Raw genomic sequence first — 13,472 nt, 5'->3', positions numbered from 1 at the left:
ATGGGACGACGCATTCAAGGACAACGACGCGGTCGCGGTACCTCCACGTTCCGTGCCCCGTCCCATCGCTACAAGGCGAACCTCGAGCACAAAAACGAGGAAGACGACGACATCGTCCGCGGGACGGTCGTCGACATCGAACACGACCCGGCCCGATCCGCGCCGATCGCCGCCGTCGAGTTCGAAGACGGGGATCAGCGACTGATCCTCGCGCCGGAAGGCATCACCGTCGGCGAGGAGCTGCAGGTCGGTGTCAGCGCTGAGATCAAGCCCGGCAACACGCTCCCGCTCGCGGAGATTCCCGAAGGAGTGCCGGTCTGTAACGTCGAGGCCAACCAGGGCGACGGCGGTCGATTCGCTCGAGCCTCGGGGACCAACGCTGACCTGATCACGCACGACCGCAACGCGGCGGTCATCCAGCTTCCCAGCGGCGAGGTCAAGCGCCTCGATCCGCAGTGTCGTGCCACCATCGGCGTCGTCGCCGGCGGTGGCCGAACGGAGAAGCCGATGGTCAAGGCAGGGAACAAGTATCACAAGATGAAGGCTCGGGGCACCAAGTGGCCTCGCGTCCGCGGTGTCGCGATGAACGCCGTCGACCACCCGTTCGGTGGCGGCGGCCGACAGCACCCCGGCAAGCCCAAGTCCGTCTCGCGGGACGCCCCGCCGGGACGGAAGGTCGGTGACATCGCGTCCCGAAGCACCGGCCGAGGTGGAAACAAATGAGTCAGGAGTACCGAACCGGCCGTGAAGGTGAGTTCACCTACCGCGGCCACACGCTCGAGGAGCTGCAGGACATGGAGCTCGACGAGGTTGTGGAACTGCTACCCGCACGACAGCGGCGAAGTATCCAGCGCGGTCTCTCCGTCGAGAAGGAGAAGCTTCTCGAGGAGGCCCGCAGCAAGGGCGAAGAAGAGACGGCGAACGACCCGATTCGAACGCACCTGCGGGATATGCCGATCCTGCCGGAGTTCGTTGGACTGACCTTCGAGGTCTACAACGGACAGGCGTTCGAGCGCGTTCGCGTCGAACCCGAAATGATCGGCCACTACCTCGGCGAGTTCCGGCTCACCCGGACCTCCGTCGAGCACGGTCAGGCCGGTATCGGCGCGACCCGATCGTCGAAGTTCGTCCCACTGAAGTGATCATCGTATGGGAATCAACTACTCAGTCGACGCGGACCCCGACGCCACGGCGAAAGCCATGCTTCGGGAGCGTCATATGAGCAACAAGCACAGCAAGGAGGTCGCACGCGAGATCAAGGGCCGAACCGTCGGCGACGCGAAGGCCTACCTTCAGGACGTGATCGACGAGGTACAGTCGGTCCCGTTCAAGTCCCACAACGCCGGCGCGGGTCACCGATCCGACGTCGACGGCTGGGACGCCGGCAAGTACCCGGAGAAGGTCTCCGGCGAGTTCCTCGACCTGCTCGAGAACGTCGAAGCCAACGCGGATCATCAGGGCTTCGACGGCGAGTCGATGGAGATCGTCCACGTCGCCGCCCACAAGGTCGGCGAGTCCGTGGGCCGCAAGCCCCGCGCGATGGGGCGTGCCTCCTCGTGGAACACGCCGCAGGTCGACGTCGAGATCGTCGTCGAAGAAGTCGACGAGGACGAAGCAGGTGATAGCTAATGGCTGACGAACACCAATTCATCGAGAACGGCCTGCAGCGGTCCCAGATCGACGAGTTCTTCCAAGAAGAGCTCGGCCGCGCGGGCTACGGTGGCATGGACGTCGCCAAGACGCCGATGGGAACCCAGATCGTCCTCAAGGCCGAAAAGCCCGGGATGGTCATCGGCAAAGGCGGCGAGAACATCCGGAAGGTCACGACGGCCCTCGAGGAGAAGTTCAACCTCGAGGACCCCCAGATCGACGTCCAAGAGGTCGAAGAACCCGACCTCAACGCACGGATCGTCGCTGACCGACTGGCGAACGCACTCGAGCGCGGCTGGTACTTCCGAAAGGCCGGTCACACGACGATCGACCGGATCATGGAAGCCGGCGCGCTCGGCGCGGAGATCGTCCTCTCCGGGAAGGTCACCGGCGCGCGATCGCGTGTCGAGAAGTTCAACCGCGGCTACATCAAGCACAACGGCGAGCCCGCCGAAACGGTCGTCGACCACGGCCAGGGCGTCGCGGTCATGAAACTCGGCACCATCGGTGTCGACGTCAAGATCATCCCGCCGGGCGCGGAGCTGCCCGACGACTTCGAGGTCAACGAGGACATGGACCCCGAAGAGATCGTCCCCGACGCCGTCGAGGTCAACGAGGAAGGCGGCGTCGAGGAACTCCTCGAGGGCGAACCCGAGGACGCCGAGGCCGCCGAAAGCGGTGCTGAGGCCGCGGCCGACGAGACCGTCGAGACCGAAGACGAAGCCGACCTCGACGAGGACGTCGTCGAGGAGGTCATCGAAGAGGAAGTCGAGGCCGACGCCGACGAGGAGTTCGACGATGTCGAGGTCCCCGGCGGCGACGACGACGTCGAAGAAGAACTCGAGGAACTCGAGGAAGACGTCGAAGCGGAAGCCGAGGAACTCGTCGAGGAGATGGAAGACGAGGAGACGGACGAAGCAGATCCGGACGAGGGAGGTGACGCCTGATGGCGATCCTCCACGTCGAAGAGATCCGCGACATGACGCCCGCCGAACGGGCGGAAGAGCTCGAGGAACTCGAAACGGAACTGCTGAACGCCAAATCCGTCCTCGCCGCCGGTGGTGCCCCGGAGAATCCGGGCCGCATCGGCGAACTGGGCCGCACCATCGCGCGGATCAAGACGATCCAGCGCGAGGAAGGCGACCTGGACGACGAAGTCGAAGCGCAAGCGGAATAACGTAACCACACACAATGGCACTGACACCCGAGACCCTGCCGCGACACGAACTCAACGGACTCCCCGTCCGAGTCGTCGAGAGCGACGACTCCTCCCGGGTGGGTCTGGAGGGGCGGGTCGTCATCGAGACGACCAAGACCCTCTCTATCGAGATCCGTGACGGCGGCGAGTCTCGGGTCGTGATGGTGCCGAAATCGGGCTCGACGTTCGAGTTCGCGATCACAGATGACGCCGCCGAGGACGCGAAGTCCTCGGGGACTGCGTCCAAACTGGCCGATACTCAACCCGCTGTAGAGGAGCAATCCACTACGGCGGACCGAGCCGGCGGCGATGCCGCCGGCTGTCGCGATGACGGTCCCTCGCGGGACCGCCGTCGCGCTGCTGGCGAGGATGTAGCCTACGTTACGGTCGATGGATCGCGGCTGCTCTCACGACCCGCCCGACGCACGGAAACGAGTGGTGACTCACCATGGCAATAGGACTAGACGTTGAAACCCCTCCGGAACCAGAGAACCCGGAGGAATACGACTACGAGAAGTGTCCGTTCTACGGCGAACTCTCCGTTCGAGGACAGATCCTCGAAGGGACAGTCGTCTCGACGGACATGGACAAGACCGTAGTCGTCGAGCGAGAGTACGATGTGGCGGTCCCGAAGTACGACCGACACATGAAACGACGCTCGCGCATCCCGGCACACGTACCGGGCGTGCTCGAGCCGCTCTCGGTCGGTGACACGGTCAAGATCGCAGAGACCCGACCACTGTCGAAGACGAAATCGCACGTGGTCGTCGAAGTAACCGAAGAAGCGACTGCCGAGGACCTCGCCGAGCTCACGAATCAGGCCGAGCCTGAGCCGGCGCTTTCCGACGAGGACCTCGCCGCAGCCGAAGAGGGTGATCAGTGATGGAGGCGATGAAAGCCGACGTCACCCAGGGCCTGAAGAAGGGGTCCCTGGTCACGTGTGCCGACAACACCGGCGCGCGCGAACTCAAGGTCATCAGCGTCGCGGGCTACCACGGCACCAAGAACCGCCAGCCGAAGGCGGGGATCGGTGACAAGGTGACCGTCTCGGTCACCAAGGGTACCCCGGAGATGCGCCGACAGGTCCTCGAGGCCGTCGTCGTCCGCCAGCGGAAGTCGATCCGCCGGCCCGACGGCACGCGGCTCAAGTTCGAGGACAACGCGGCGGTCATCATCGACGAGAACGAAGAGCCCCGCGGCACGGAGATCAAGGGGCCGATCGCCCGCGAAGTCGCAGAACGCTTCGGAGCAATCGCCAGCACGGCGACGATGATCGTATAGATATGACTGAACAACCACACAAACAGCGAACCCAGACGGAACGCGCGCCGCTGCACCAGCGACAGAAGCAGCTGCACGCGACGCTGTCCGACGAGCTCCGTGAGGAGTACGACACCCGTCGAACCCGCGTCAACGCGGGCGACACGGTCGAGGTCATGCGCGGCGACCACGCCGGCGAGGAAGCCGAGGTCATCCGCGCGATCCTCGAGGACGGAACCATCCACGTCGAGGACGTGACCGTCGAGACGGCCGACGGCGAGGAAGTGCCGCGGCCGCTCGACCCCTCGAACGTCCGTATCACGGAACTCGACCTCGAGGACGAGCGTCGCGAGGCGCGTCTCGAAGGTGATAGCGAATGACGAAACACCAGAAACGACTATCGGTACCGAAGTCCTGGCCGGTCGAGCGAAAGACCGAGACCTTCACGGTCAAGGCCGACGCCGGTCCCCACGGCGAAGACGGCGTGCCGCTCGTCGTCCTCCTGCGGGACGTGCTCGGCTACGTGGACTCGCGGAAGGAAGCACGGTACGCCCTCTCCGAGGATTCGATCCTCATCAACGGCGACGCGATCAACGACGAACAGCGCCCGATCGGCATGTTCGACATCGTCGCGTTCCCCGAGCGAGGGGAGTACTACCGCGTCTTCCCCGACGAGGGCGGTCGGCTCGCGCTGACCGAGATCGACGAGGACTCGGCCCAGAGCCGCCTCGGCAAGATCACGGGCAAACAGCAAGTGTCGGGCGGCGACACCCAGCTGACGCTCCACGACGGGACGAACGTCATCGTCGAGGACGACTACAGCCCGAAGGACTCGATCGTCATCGACAACGACGACAAGTCCGTCGTCGCACACTTCCCCTACGAGGAAGGCGCACTCGTGACGGCCGTCCGTGGCAACCACGGCGGCAAGGTCGGCGAGATCGACGCGATCAACGTCACCCCGGGCAGCGGCTCGAACAGCGTCGGCGTTTCGACCGACGACGGCGGCTTCGAAACCGTCGAAGAGTACGTCGTCGTCATCGACGAGAACTTCACTGGTGATGACGATGAGTAGTGAAAGCGAGACCAGCGGCGACTTCCACGAGATGCGCGAACCGCGCGTCGAGAAGGTCGTCGTCCACATGGGCGTCGGTCAAGGTGGCCGCGAACTCGGCAAAGCCGAGGACATCATCGAGGCAGTCACGGGTCAGGAGAGCGTCCGGACCCAGGCGAAGCGAACCGAACCCGACTTCGGTATTCGTCAGGGCGACCCGATCGGCGCGAAGGTCACCCTTCGCGACGACGACGCCTACGAATTCCTCGAGAAGTCACTGCCGCTGACGGAGATCTCGCCGGCGCAGTTCGACGACACGGGGAACTTCAGTTTCGGTGTCGAGGAACACACCGAGTTCCCGAGCCAGGAGTACGACCCGAACGTCGGGATTTACGGGCTGGACGTCACCGTTAACCTGGTCCGTCCGGGCTACCGCATCGCCAAGCGCGATAAGGCCACCCGATCGATCCCCTCGAAGCACCGACTGACCCCCGAGGACGCCATCGGCTTCCTCGAGGCCAACTTCGACGTGAACGTGGAGGGAACGGACGATGAGTGAAAGCGAAACAGAAGAAAACGACCGCACGGGCGAGCACGCGGCAAAGCGAACGGGGCAGGCCGAGTCCTGCCAGCGCTGTGGCCGCGAGCAGGGACTTGTCGGGAAGTACGACATCAATCTCTGCCGGCAGTGCTTCCGCGAGATCGCCCGCGACATGGGATTCAGGAAGTACCGATAATATGACCGGGAACGATCCACTCAGCAACGCGCTCTCGGGACTCGATAACGCCGAGAGTGTGGGTCATCTCACCCACGAGGTAACGCCCGCTTCGAACGAGATCGGCAGCGTACTCGAGGTCTTCTACGACCGCGGGTACATCGACGGCTTCGAGTACGTCGACGACGGCAAAGCCGGTCAGTTCGAGGTCGAACTGAAAGGAGCGATCAACGAGTGCGGCCCCATCAAGCCCCGCTACGCTGCTGGCGCCGAAGACTTCGAGAAGTGGGAGAAGCGCTATCTCCCCGCTCGAGACTTCGGAGCCCTCGTCGTCACGACGAGCAGTGGCATCATGAGCCACTACGAGGCGCGCGACCAGGGTATTGGGGGCCAGGTGATCGCATACGTCTACTAATCATGCGAGTCGAACTGGAAATCCCCGAGAACGTATCCGTCGAGGTCGACCGTTTCGATGTGACCGTCGAGGGCCCGGAAGGCGCCGTTACGCGCCGCCTCTGGTACCCCGACGTGACCGTCGAAACCGACGACGATCAGGTGGTAATCGAGAGCGGTGCCGAGGACGCGAAGACGAATTCGACCGTCGGCACCTTCGAGAGCCACATCACCAACGCCATCCACGGCGTGACCGAGGGCTGGGAGTACGAGATGGAAGTCTTCTACTCTCACTTCCCGATGCAGGTCCGCGTGGACGGCGACGATGTCGTCATCGAGAACTTCCTCGGCGAAAAGGCACCGCGACGAACGACTATCCACGGTGAGACTGAGGTTACCGTCGACGACGAGCAGATCGTCCTCTCCGGCCCCAGCAAGGACGATGTCGGCCAGACGGCGGCCGACATCGAGCAGCTGACGAAGGTCAGCGGCAAGGACACCCGCGTCTTCCAGGACGGGGTCTACATCACCAACAAGCCCGCGAAAGGAGGTGCCTGATAGATGGCAGACGATCAATCGGACGACCCACAGGAACTCGAGGACATCAGTGGCGTCGGCGCGAGCAAGGCGGACGCGCTGCGAGAGGCTGGCTTCGAGTCCATTCAGGACGTCAAGGAAGCGGACCAGGACGACCTGGCCGAAGCCGAAGGCGTCGGGAACGCACTCGCCGCTCGTATCAAGGCCGACGTCGGTGACCTCGAGGTCACCGAGGAGACCGAGGCCGAAATCGAAGACGAAGGCGTCGAGGAGGAAGCAGAACCCGACGAAGACGTCGAAACCGAACTGCAGCCCCGCGGGCTGACCGAGAAGACGCCCGACCTCTCCGAAGAGGAGGAGCGACTCCTCTCTCGTCGGAAGAGCGAGGGGAAACCGCAGTTCAACCGACAGGACTACCACAAGAAAAAGCGGACGCCCGAATCCTGGCGACGACCCCGCGGTACGCTGTCCAAGCAGCGCCGCGGCGTCAAGGGCAAGGGGCCGAAAGTCCAGGCCGGCTTCCGAACGCCGAAAGCCGTCCGTGGCAAACACCCCAGCGGCTTCGAAGAGGTCTACGTCGAGAACACGGACGACCTCGAGGGCGTCGACGGCTCTCGAGAGGCAGTCCGTATCTCGTCCTCGGTCGGCGCGCGCAAGCGCGAACGCATCGAGGAACTCGCCGAAGAGCAGGACGTCCGCGTCCTGAACCCAACCTACGAGGAAGTCGAGGTGGAATCCAATGACTGATCTGACCGCACAGAAGCGACTGGCAGCCGATGTCTTAGACGTCGGTCAGAACCGCGTCTGGCTCGATCCCGACGCGCAAGGCGACATCGCCGAAGCGATCACTCGCGACGAGATCCGTGAACTCGTCGACGAGGGTCGCATTCAGGCCGCCGACGCGAAGGGTAACTCTCGCGGCCGCGCCCGCGAACGGAACGCGAAGCGCGCCTACGGCCACCAGAACGGCCAGGGCAAGCGCCGCGGCAAGAAGGGCGCACGCCAGAACGAGAAAGACGAGTGGCAGAACAAGATTCGCGCACAGCGACGGAAGCTGCGCGAACTCCGCGACAAGGGCGAGCTGACGCCCACGCAGTACCGCGAGCTCTACAAGAAGGCTGGCGGCGGGGAGTTCCGTAGCGTCCGGTACCTGTTGAACTACATCGACGAAAACTACGGTGACCAATAATGGCGACAGGACCACGATACAAAGTGCCGATGCGGCGTCGCCGTGAGGTCCGGACGGACTACCACCAGAGGTTGCGCCTGCTGAAATCGGGGAAGCCCCGCCTGGTTGCTCGCAAGAGCAACAAGCACACTACGGCGCAGCTGATCACTCCCGGACCTCAGGGAGACGAGACGCTCGCGAGCGCACATTCGAGCGATCTGGCGGAGTACGGCTGGGACGCACCCACGAGCAACATTTCCGCGGCGTATCTGACCGGCCTGCTGGCCGGCACACGAGCCGTCGAGGCGGGTCTCGAGGAAGCGGTCCTCGACATCGGTCTCAACACGGCCACGCCCGGCAACAAGGTGTTCGCGGTACAGGAAGGCGCAATCGACGCCGGCCTCGAGATCCCGCACAACGACAGCGTGCTCGCGGACTGGTCGCGTACGCGCGGCGAGCACATCGCCGAGTACGCAGAACAGCTCGACGAGCCGCTGTACAGCGGTGACTTCGACGCGACAGACCTCCCCGAACACTTCGACGAGGTACGAGAGGCGATTCTCGAATGAGTGGAAACAACTACAACGACAGCGGATGGGAACCCGTCACCCGTCTCGGTCGGAAGGTCCAGGAGGGCGAAATCGAGGACATGGAGACCGCCCTCAACTCGGGACTTCCGCTGAAGGAACCCGAACTCGTCGACCAGCTCCTTCCCGGACTGGAAGACGAAGTGCTGGACATCAACATGGTCCAGCGGATGACCGACTCCGGACGACGCGTGAAGTTCCGATGCGTCGTCGCCGTCGGTGACCGAAACGGATTCATCGGCTACGCCGAAGGCCGCGACGATCAGGTCGGGTCCGCCATCCAGAAGGCGATCGGTATCGCGAAGCTGAACATGATCCAGGTCCCCCGCGGTTCGGGATCCTGGGAGGACCGCTCGGACCGGCCACACTCGCTGACCCGACGGACGACCGGCAAAGCCGGCTCCGTCGAAGTCGAGCTCATCCCCGCCCCCGAAGGGCTGGGGCTGGCCGCCAGCGACACCGTCCGTCACGTCCTCGAACTGGCCGGGATCGAAAACGCCTGGACCAAGAGCCACGGCAACACCCGAACGACGGTGAACCTGGCCAAGGCGACCTACAACGCCCTCGAGAACGCCTCGCAGTCGCGCCATCCGCGACGGCGACCCGATCGAGAGCGAGCTGAGGTGAGCGAGTGATGAAGGCAATCGTTCAGATCCGCGGCGAAGTGAACCGACAGGAAGACGTCCAGGACACCCTGTCGATGCTCAACATCCACAACGTCAACCACTGCACGCTCGTCCCCGAGACCGACGCCTACGAGGGGATGATCGCGAAGGTAAACGACTACGTCGCCGTCGGAGAGCCCGACGCCGAGGTACTCGAGACCCTGCTCGCGAAGCGAGCGGAGCCCCTCGAGGGCAAGCAGTCGGATGTCGACGCGGAGTGGCTCGCCGACAACACGGCGTACGACGACTTCGGCGCTCTGGCCGAGGCGCTCCTTGCTGAGGAGACGACACTTCGTGACGAGGGACTGTCACCGACGCTTCGACTTCACCCACCGCGGGGAGGTCACGACGGTATCAAAAAGCCGACCGTTGAGGGCGGCCAACTCGGAAAGCATACAACAGGGGAGATTAACGACCTCCTAGAATCGATGCGATAACCATGACGAGCAAAAAACGACGCCAGCGCGGATCGCGGACCCACAGCGGCGGTTCCCACAAGAATCGACGCGGTGCGGGCCACCGTGGTGGCCGCGGCCGTGCCGGGCGCAGCAAACACGAGTTCCACAACTACGAACCGAAGGGCAAACACGGCTTCAAGCGACCCCACGACATCCGCGAGGATGTCGCGGAGATCGACGTCCAGAAGCTAGACGAGGACGCGATCCTCTACGTCGCAGAGGACCTCGCCGAGGAGACCGACGGCGGCTACCGACTCGACGCACGCGATATCGTCGAGGACGGCCACGAGGTCGACAAGGTGAAGGTCCTCGGATCCGGACAGGTCCGGAACACGCTCGAGATAACGGCGGACGCGTTCTCCGATGCCGCTCGCGAGAAACTCGAGGCTGCCGGCGGCGAGGCAGTCGTCTCGGAGCGAGGACAGGAGGACGACGCCGACGACGACCAGGACGAGGAATAACATATGGGATGGAAGGAAGCCGCTGAACCGGTCCTAACGCGGATGCCAGCAGTGCGCCGTCCGGAGGGGCACGTCCCCTTCAAGCGGAAGCTGATGTGGACGGCCGGCATCCTCATGTTGTACTTCTTCCTGACGAACATCACGCTGTTCGGTATGCAGTCCGGCGGGGCGACCGACCTCTTCGGCGAGTTCCGTGCGATCCTCGCCGGTTCTCAGGGGTCGGTGTTGCAGGTCGGTATCGGACCGATCGTCACCGCGAGCATCGTCTTACAGTTGCTCGGCGGTGCGAACCTGCTCGGTCTCGACACGGACGACCCGCGGGATCAGGTGCTCTATCAGGGCCTCCAGAAGCTGCTGGTCGTCATGATGGTGATTCTGACCGGGCTCCCGATGGTGTTCGCCGGCGGCTTCCTGCCAGCCCAGCAGTCGTTGCAACTCGGCGGGTTCATGCTCGATCAGACGGGCGTCCAGATGCTGATGTTCGCCCAGATCTTCGTTGGCGGTGTCCTCATCCTCTACATGGACGAGGTCGTCAGCAAGTGGGGCGTCGGCAGCGGGATCGGCCTGTTCATCATCGCCGGCGTGAGCCAGCGACTGGTCACCGGACTCGTCCAGCCCTCTCAGGGAGGGTTCTTCTTCGACTGGTACCGCATTCTGACGGGGCAAGTCGAAGTCGGCTCGCTCGTCTCGACGAGCGGCCTGCAAACGCTGCTGATCAACGAGGGCCACATCATCGCCCTGCTGACGACCGTGCTGATCTTCGGGATCGTCGTCTACGCGGAGTCGGTCCGCGTCGAGATCCCGCTGAGCCACGCGCGGGTCAAGGGTGCTCGCGGTCGCTTCCCCGTGAAGCTCATCTACGCGAGCGTCCTGCCGATGATCCTCGTTCGCGCTGTGCAGGCGAACGTCCAGTTCATGGGCCAGATCATGAACAGCCAGTGGGGCGGCATGCCCAGCTGGCTCGGGACCTACTCGTCACAGGGACAACCCACCGGCGGGTTCTTCTACTACGTGGCCCCGATCTACTCGCCTGAAGACTGGATGTGGTTCAGTGCGAACGTCGCCCAGGAGTGGTGGCAAGTGATGATCCGGATCGGCATCGACGTCACCTTCATGGTCGTCGGTGGCGCAATCTTCGCCATCTTCTGGGTCGAAACCACTGACATGGGCCCCGAATCGACGGCGAAGCAGATCCAGAACTCCGGGATGCAGATCCCCGGCTTCCGACAGAACGTCGGCGTCATCGAGAAGGTCATGGAGCGGTACATTCCACAAGTGACCGTCATCGGCGGCGCACTGGTCGGCCTGCTCGCCGTCTGGGCGAACATGCTCGGTACCATCGGCGGTGTGAGCGGAACCGGCCTGCTGCTGGCCGTCTCCATCACGTACAAGCTCTACGAGGAGATCGCCGAAGAGCAGATGATGGAAATGCATCCGATGATGCGCCAGATGTTCGGCGGCGAATAACGGCCATCTGCCATCTCGGTTCTTTTTCCGTTCGTTGTTTCGTGAGCGACTGCAGTCGCCACCGAAGTCGGCGACTCGTCGTTCAGTCCGAAATCGATTGTCCTTCGACCCGTTCGCGGACAGTTGCGAGGCGGCGAGCGACTTCGCGCTGCGTGTGGGAGCCGACGAGGTGATCCTCGAGCGTTCGGTCGAGGGCGAGCGTCTCCCGACAGATCGGACACTCGACCGGCGGCTTGAATGGCATATCCGCTTTCTCTGCCCGCTCGAGGGAAACCGTTACCGGATGCATGTGCGTGGTTCGACTCGAGAACAGTGTGGCTCGATCGTCCCGATACATCAATCAGACCGACTGTCCCGTACAGCGAGCAGCAAAAGGGTGTTTCCCGCGACCGTTGTAGCCCTGCACGATGACCGAGCAGCCATCGACCGACTGGGAGTTCGAGGCAGTGTTCGCGGACGCACTCGAGGCGGTACCGGACGACCAGTACGATCCCGAGCGGTTCGTCCCCGGCGTCGGACCGCTGTCGGCGGACGTGATGCTCGTCGGCGAGGCACCCGGCGGCCAGGAAGTGAAACAAGGCGAGCCCTTCGTCGGCCAAGCCGGTTCGCAACTGGATCGGGCCCTCGAGTCGATCGGATACGATCGGCGGGACTGTTACATTACCAATCTCGTCAAGGTGCGACCGCCGGAGAACCGCGATCCGCACGTCGACGAGATCGAGGCCTGGTGGCCGGTGTTAGACGCCGAGATCGACCGCGTCGATCCGGCCGTCCTCGTGCCGATGGGGAGTTTCGCGACGGCCGAGATCCTCGATACCGACGAGACGATCACCGATCTGCACGGCCGGGAGTTCGAGGACGACGGTCGGATCGTCGTCCCGTCGTTCCACCCGGCGGCGGCGCTGTACGACCGCAGCAAGGTCGACGCCATCGAGTCGGATCTGTCGACGGCCCTCGAGTTGGCGTAGTCCGGTCGGCGTCGGTCCCGTTCGAACGCTGCCGGCATCGATCCCGGTCCGTGCAGGCAGGAACGGCTTCCCCGAGACGGGACTACCCTCGGGCATGAGTCCGACGTTTACCGACGACGACATCGACAAGCCCGTCGAAAGCGCGGACGGTGAGACGCTCGGGACCGTCGCCACCGTCGACGGGGAGACCGCACACATCGATCCGGAGCCGGACATGACGGATTCGATCAAAGCCGTCCTCGACTGGGAGCCCGCGTCCGGCGATATCGTGCCGCTCGAGAGCGACGCCGTCGACGAGATCACCGACGACGCGGTTCGGATCGGTGCCGCGTTTTCGTCCGAAAGCGTCGAGCCGGACGACGAATCCGCGGCCGAGGCGGGGAACGGCCGTTCGGACGAGCGAGACGGCGGGTCGGAGCCGCGAGTAGGCGGTGATTCGGCCGCCGGACCGGACTCGGCGCCCGACACGGGAGCGGCAACTGACGTTCCCGGAGCGGACCGCGACCCCGACTCCGGCAGACCCGAGGAGTCGGAACCGATCGCGGACGACGAGTACTACGACACCGTCGAAGGGGGAGCGCGCGTCGATCCCGACAGGGAGATGGACGAGACCGAGGAACCGGCGACGAAGGGGACTGAATCGTCGGAGCGGGCAGCGCGGTCGGAGGAGACGGAGCCGGGCGAGGAGCGGACGGCTCGCGACGTCGATGTCGATCCGGACGACGTGACGGACGGTGATCCGGACGCCGAGATACGCAGTGGGGAGGACGTCGGAGACCGAACGGACTCGTGAGGGAGTGAGAGTTCGACGACGGACAGCACGGTGACGTGATCACCGAAAAGACGAGAAAGACGGCGAGAGAACGGATTGATTCGATCCGAAACGGTCG

24 protein-coding genes are annotated in these 13,472 nt (G+C 64.1%); 23 read left to right on the top strand and 1 reads right to left on the bottom strand.

What is annotated here, in order from left to right; genetic code table 11:
- Genes ACT4ML_RS01845 through secY form a run of 21 tightly spaced genes read left to right on the top strand, consistent with a single transcriptional unit; the run spans position 1 to position 11,614 of the window.
- Positions 1-723, top strand: coding sequence for a 50S ribosomal protein L2 (locus ACT4ML_RS01845; RefSeq protein ID WP_444719332.1), 723 nt, complete (start codon positions 1-3; stop codon positions 721-723).
- Positions 720-1,142 carry a 30S ribosomal protein S19 gene (locus ACT4ML_RS01840; RefSeq protein WP_444719331.1) on the top strand — a complete coding sequence of 141 codons (423 nt, stop codon included), beginning with the start codon at positions 720-722 and terminating at the stop codon, positions 1,140-1,142. Before ACT4ML_RS01845 ends, ACT4ML_RS01840 begins: the two co-directional genes overlap by 4 nt.
- Before the next feature lie 7 nt (positions 1,143-1,149).
- Positions 1,150-1,629: a 50S ribosomal protein L22 gene (locus ACT4ML_RS01835; RefSeq protein ID WP_006430973.1), complete on the top strand. Its 480-nt coding sequence runs from the start codon at positions 1,150-1,152 to the stop codon at positions 1,627-1,629.
- Entirely contained in the window at positions 1,629-2,597 is a 969-nt protein-coding gene (locus ACT4ML_RS01830) for a 30S ribosomal protein S3 (RefSeq protein ID WP_444719330.1), read from the top strand. Before ACT4ML_RS01835 ends, ACT4ML_RS01830 begins: the two co-directional genes overlap by 1 nt.
- Positions 2,597-2,827, top strand: coding sequence for a 50S ribosomal protein L29 (rpmC, locus tag ACT4ML_RS01825; protein ID WP_444719329.1), 231 nt, complete (start codon positions 2,597-2,599; stop codon positions 2,825-2,827). Before ACT4ML_RS01830 ends, rpmC begins: the two co-directional genes overlap by 1 nt.
- Before the next feature lie 14 nt (positions 2,828-2,841).
- Positions 2,842-3,306 carry a ribonuclease P protein component 1 gene (locus ACT4ML_RS01820; RefSeq protein ID WP_444719328.1) on the top strand — a complete coding sequence of 155 codons (465 nt, stop codon included), beginning with the start codon at positions 2,842-2,844 and terminating at the stop codon, positions 3,304-3,306.
- Positions 3,297-3,731: a 30S ribosomal protein S17 gene (locus tag ACT4ML_RS01815; RefSeq protein ID WP_444719327.1), complete on the top strand. Its 435-nt coding sequence runs from the start codon at positions 3,297-3,299 to the stop codon at positions 3,729-3,731. The genes ACT4ML_RS01820 and ACT4ML_RS01815 overlap by 10 nt, the downstream gene beginning before the upstream one ends.
- Positions 3,731-4,129 (top strand): 50S ribosomal protein L14, encoded by a 399-nt coding sequence (locus ACT4ML_RS01810; RefSeq protein WP_006180012.1) that lies wholly within the window; start codon positions 3,731-3,733, stop codon positions 4,127-4,129. Before ACT4ML_RS01815 ends, ACT4ML_RS01810 begins: the two co-directional genes overlap by 1 nt.
- A 2-nt stretch (positions 4,130-4,131) precedes the next feature.
- Entirely contained in the window at positions 4,132-4,488 is a 357-nt protein-coding gene (gene rplX, locus ACT4ML_RS01805) for a 50S ribosomal protein L24 (protein ID WP_138244161.1), read from the top strand.
- Positions 4,485-5,183, top strand: coding sequence for a 30S ribosomal protein S4e (locus ACT4ML_RS01800; protein WP_444719326.1), 699 nt, complete (start codon positions 4,485-4,487; stop codon positions 5,181-5,183). The genes rplX and ACT4ML_RS01800 overlap by 4 nt, the downstream gene beginning before the upstream one ends.
- The gene (locus ACT4ML_RS01795; RefSeq protein WP_444719325.1) at positions 5,176-5,721 is read left to right on the top strand and encodes a 50S ribosomal protein L5; all 546 of its coding nucleotides are present in this window, start codon (positions 5,176-5,178) and stop codon (positions 5,719-5,721) included. Before ACT4ML_RS01800 ends, ACT4ML_RS01795 begins: the two co-directional genes overlap by 8 nt.
- Positions 5,714-5,899, top strand: a complete 186-nt coding sequence (locus ACT4ML_RS01790) for a 30S ribosomal protein S14 (protein ID WP_006430983.1) — start codon at positions 5,714-5,716, stop codon at positions 5,897-5,899. The genes ACT4ML_RS01795 and ACT4ML_RS01790 overlap by 8 nt, the downstream gene beginning before the upstream one ends.
- A gap of 1 nt (position 5,900) precedes the next feature.
- Positions 5,901-6,293 carry a 30S ribosomal protein S8 gene (locus ACT4ML_RS01785; protein WP_006430984.1) on the top strand — a complete coding sequence of 131 codons (393 nt, stop codon included), beginning with the start codon at positions 5,901-5,903 and terminating at the stop codon, positions 6,291-6,293.
- A 2-nt stretch (positions 6,294-6,295) separates the two neighbouring features.
- Entirely contained in the window at positions 6,296-6,829 is a 534-nt protein-coding gene (locus ACT4ML_RS01780; RefSeq protein ID WP_444719324.1) for a 50S ribosomal protein L6, read from the top strand.
- A gap of 3 nt (positions 6,830-6,832) precedes the next feature.
- Positions 6,833-7,555 carry a 50S ribosomal protein L32e gene (locus ACT4ML_RS01775; protein ID WP_444719323.1) on the top strand — a complete coding sequence of 241 codons (723 nt, stop codon included), beginning with the start codon at positions 6,833-6,835 and terminating at the stop codon, positions 7,553-7,555.
- Positions 7,548-7,997, top strand: a complete 450-nt coding sequence (locus ACT4ML_RS01770; RefSeq protein ID WP_444719322.1) for a 50S ribosomal protein L19e — start codon at positions 7,548-7,550, stop codon at positions 7,995-7,997. Before ACT4ML_RS01775 ends, ACT4ML_RS01770 begins: the two co-directional genes overlap by 8 nt.
- Positions 7,997-8,545 (top strand): 50S ribosomal protein L18, encoded by a 549-nt coding sequence (locus ACT4ML_RS01765; protein ID WP_097378336.1) that lies wholly within the window; start codon positions 7,997-7,999, stop codon positions 8,543-8,545. The genes ACT4ML_RS01770 and ACT4ML_RS01765 overlap by 1 nt, the downstream gene beginning before the upstream one ends.
- Entirely contained in the window at positions 8,542-9,198 is a 657-nt protein-coding gene (locus tag ACT4ML_RS01760; RefSeq protein ID WP_444719321.1) for a 30S ribosomal protein S5, read from the top strand. The genes ACT4ML_RS01765 and ACT4ML_RS01760 overlap by 4 nt, the downstream gene beginning before the upstream one ends.
- Positions 9,198-9,665 (top strand): 50S ribosomal protein L30, encoded by a 468-nt coding sequence (locus ACT4ML_RS01755; RefSeq protein WP_444719320.1) that lies wholly within the window; start codon positions 9,198-9,200, stop codon positions 9,663-9,665. Before ACT4ML_RS01760 ends, ACT4ML_RS01755 begins: the two co-directional genes overlap by 1 nt.
- Positions 9,666-9,667: 2 nt before the next feature.
- Positions 9,668-10,147, top strand: a complete 480-nt coding sequence (locus ACT4ML_RS01750; RefSeq protein ID WP_138244169.1) for an uL15m family ribosomal protein — start codon at positions 9,668-9,670, stop codon at positions 10,145-10,147.
- A 3-nt stretch (positions 10,148-10,150) separates the two neighbouring features.
- On the top strand, positions 10,151-11,614 hold the full coding sequence (secY, locus tag ACT4ML_RS01745) for a preprotein translocase subunit SecY (RefSeq protein WP_444719319.1): 1,464 nt from the start codon (positions 10,151-10,153) through the stop codon (positions 11,612-11,614).
- A gap of 82 nt (positions 11,615-11,696) precedes the next feature.
- Here the strand turns inward: secY and ACT4ML_RS01740 are convergent, their stop codons facing one another.
- The gene (locus ACT4ML_RS01740; RefSeq protein ID WP_444719318.1) at positions 11,697-11,858 is read right to left on the bottom strand and encodes a hypothetical protein; all 162 of its coding nucleotides are present in this window, start codon (positions 11,856-11,858) and stop codon (positions 11,697-11,699) included.
- 163 nt (positions 11,859-12,021) lie between these two features.
- On the opposite strand from ACT4ML_RS01740, the gene ACT4ML_RS01735 reads away from it, so the two are divergent.
- Both ACT4ML_RS01735 and ACT4ML_RS01730 read left to right on the top strand, forming a co-directional pair.
- Positions 12,022-12,582, top strand: coding sequence for a uracil-DNA glycosylase (locus ACT4ML_RS01735; protein ID WP_444719317.1), 561 nt, complete (start codon positions 12,022-12,024; stop codon positions 12,580-12,582).
- A 94-nt stretch (positions 12,583-12,676) separates the two neighbouring features.
- Entirely contained in the window at positions 12,677-13,375 is a 699-nt protein-coding gene (locus ACT4ML_RS01730) for a hypothetical protein (protein WP_444719316.1), read from the top strand.
- Positions 13,376-13,472: the final 97 nt, after the last annotated feature.

The organism is Natrinema sp. LN54 (genome assembly GCF_052439245.1).
GTDB lineage: Archaea > Halobacteriota > Halobacteria > Halobacteriales > Natrialbaceae > Natrinema > Natrinema versiforme_A.
This window is presented reverse-complemented; position numbering and strand designations above follow the sequence as displayed.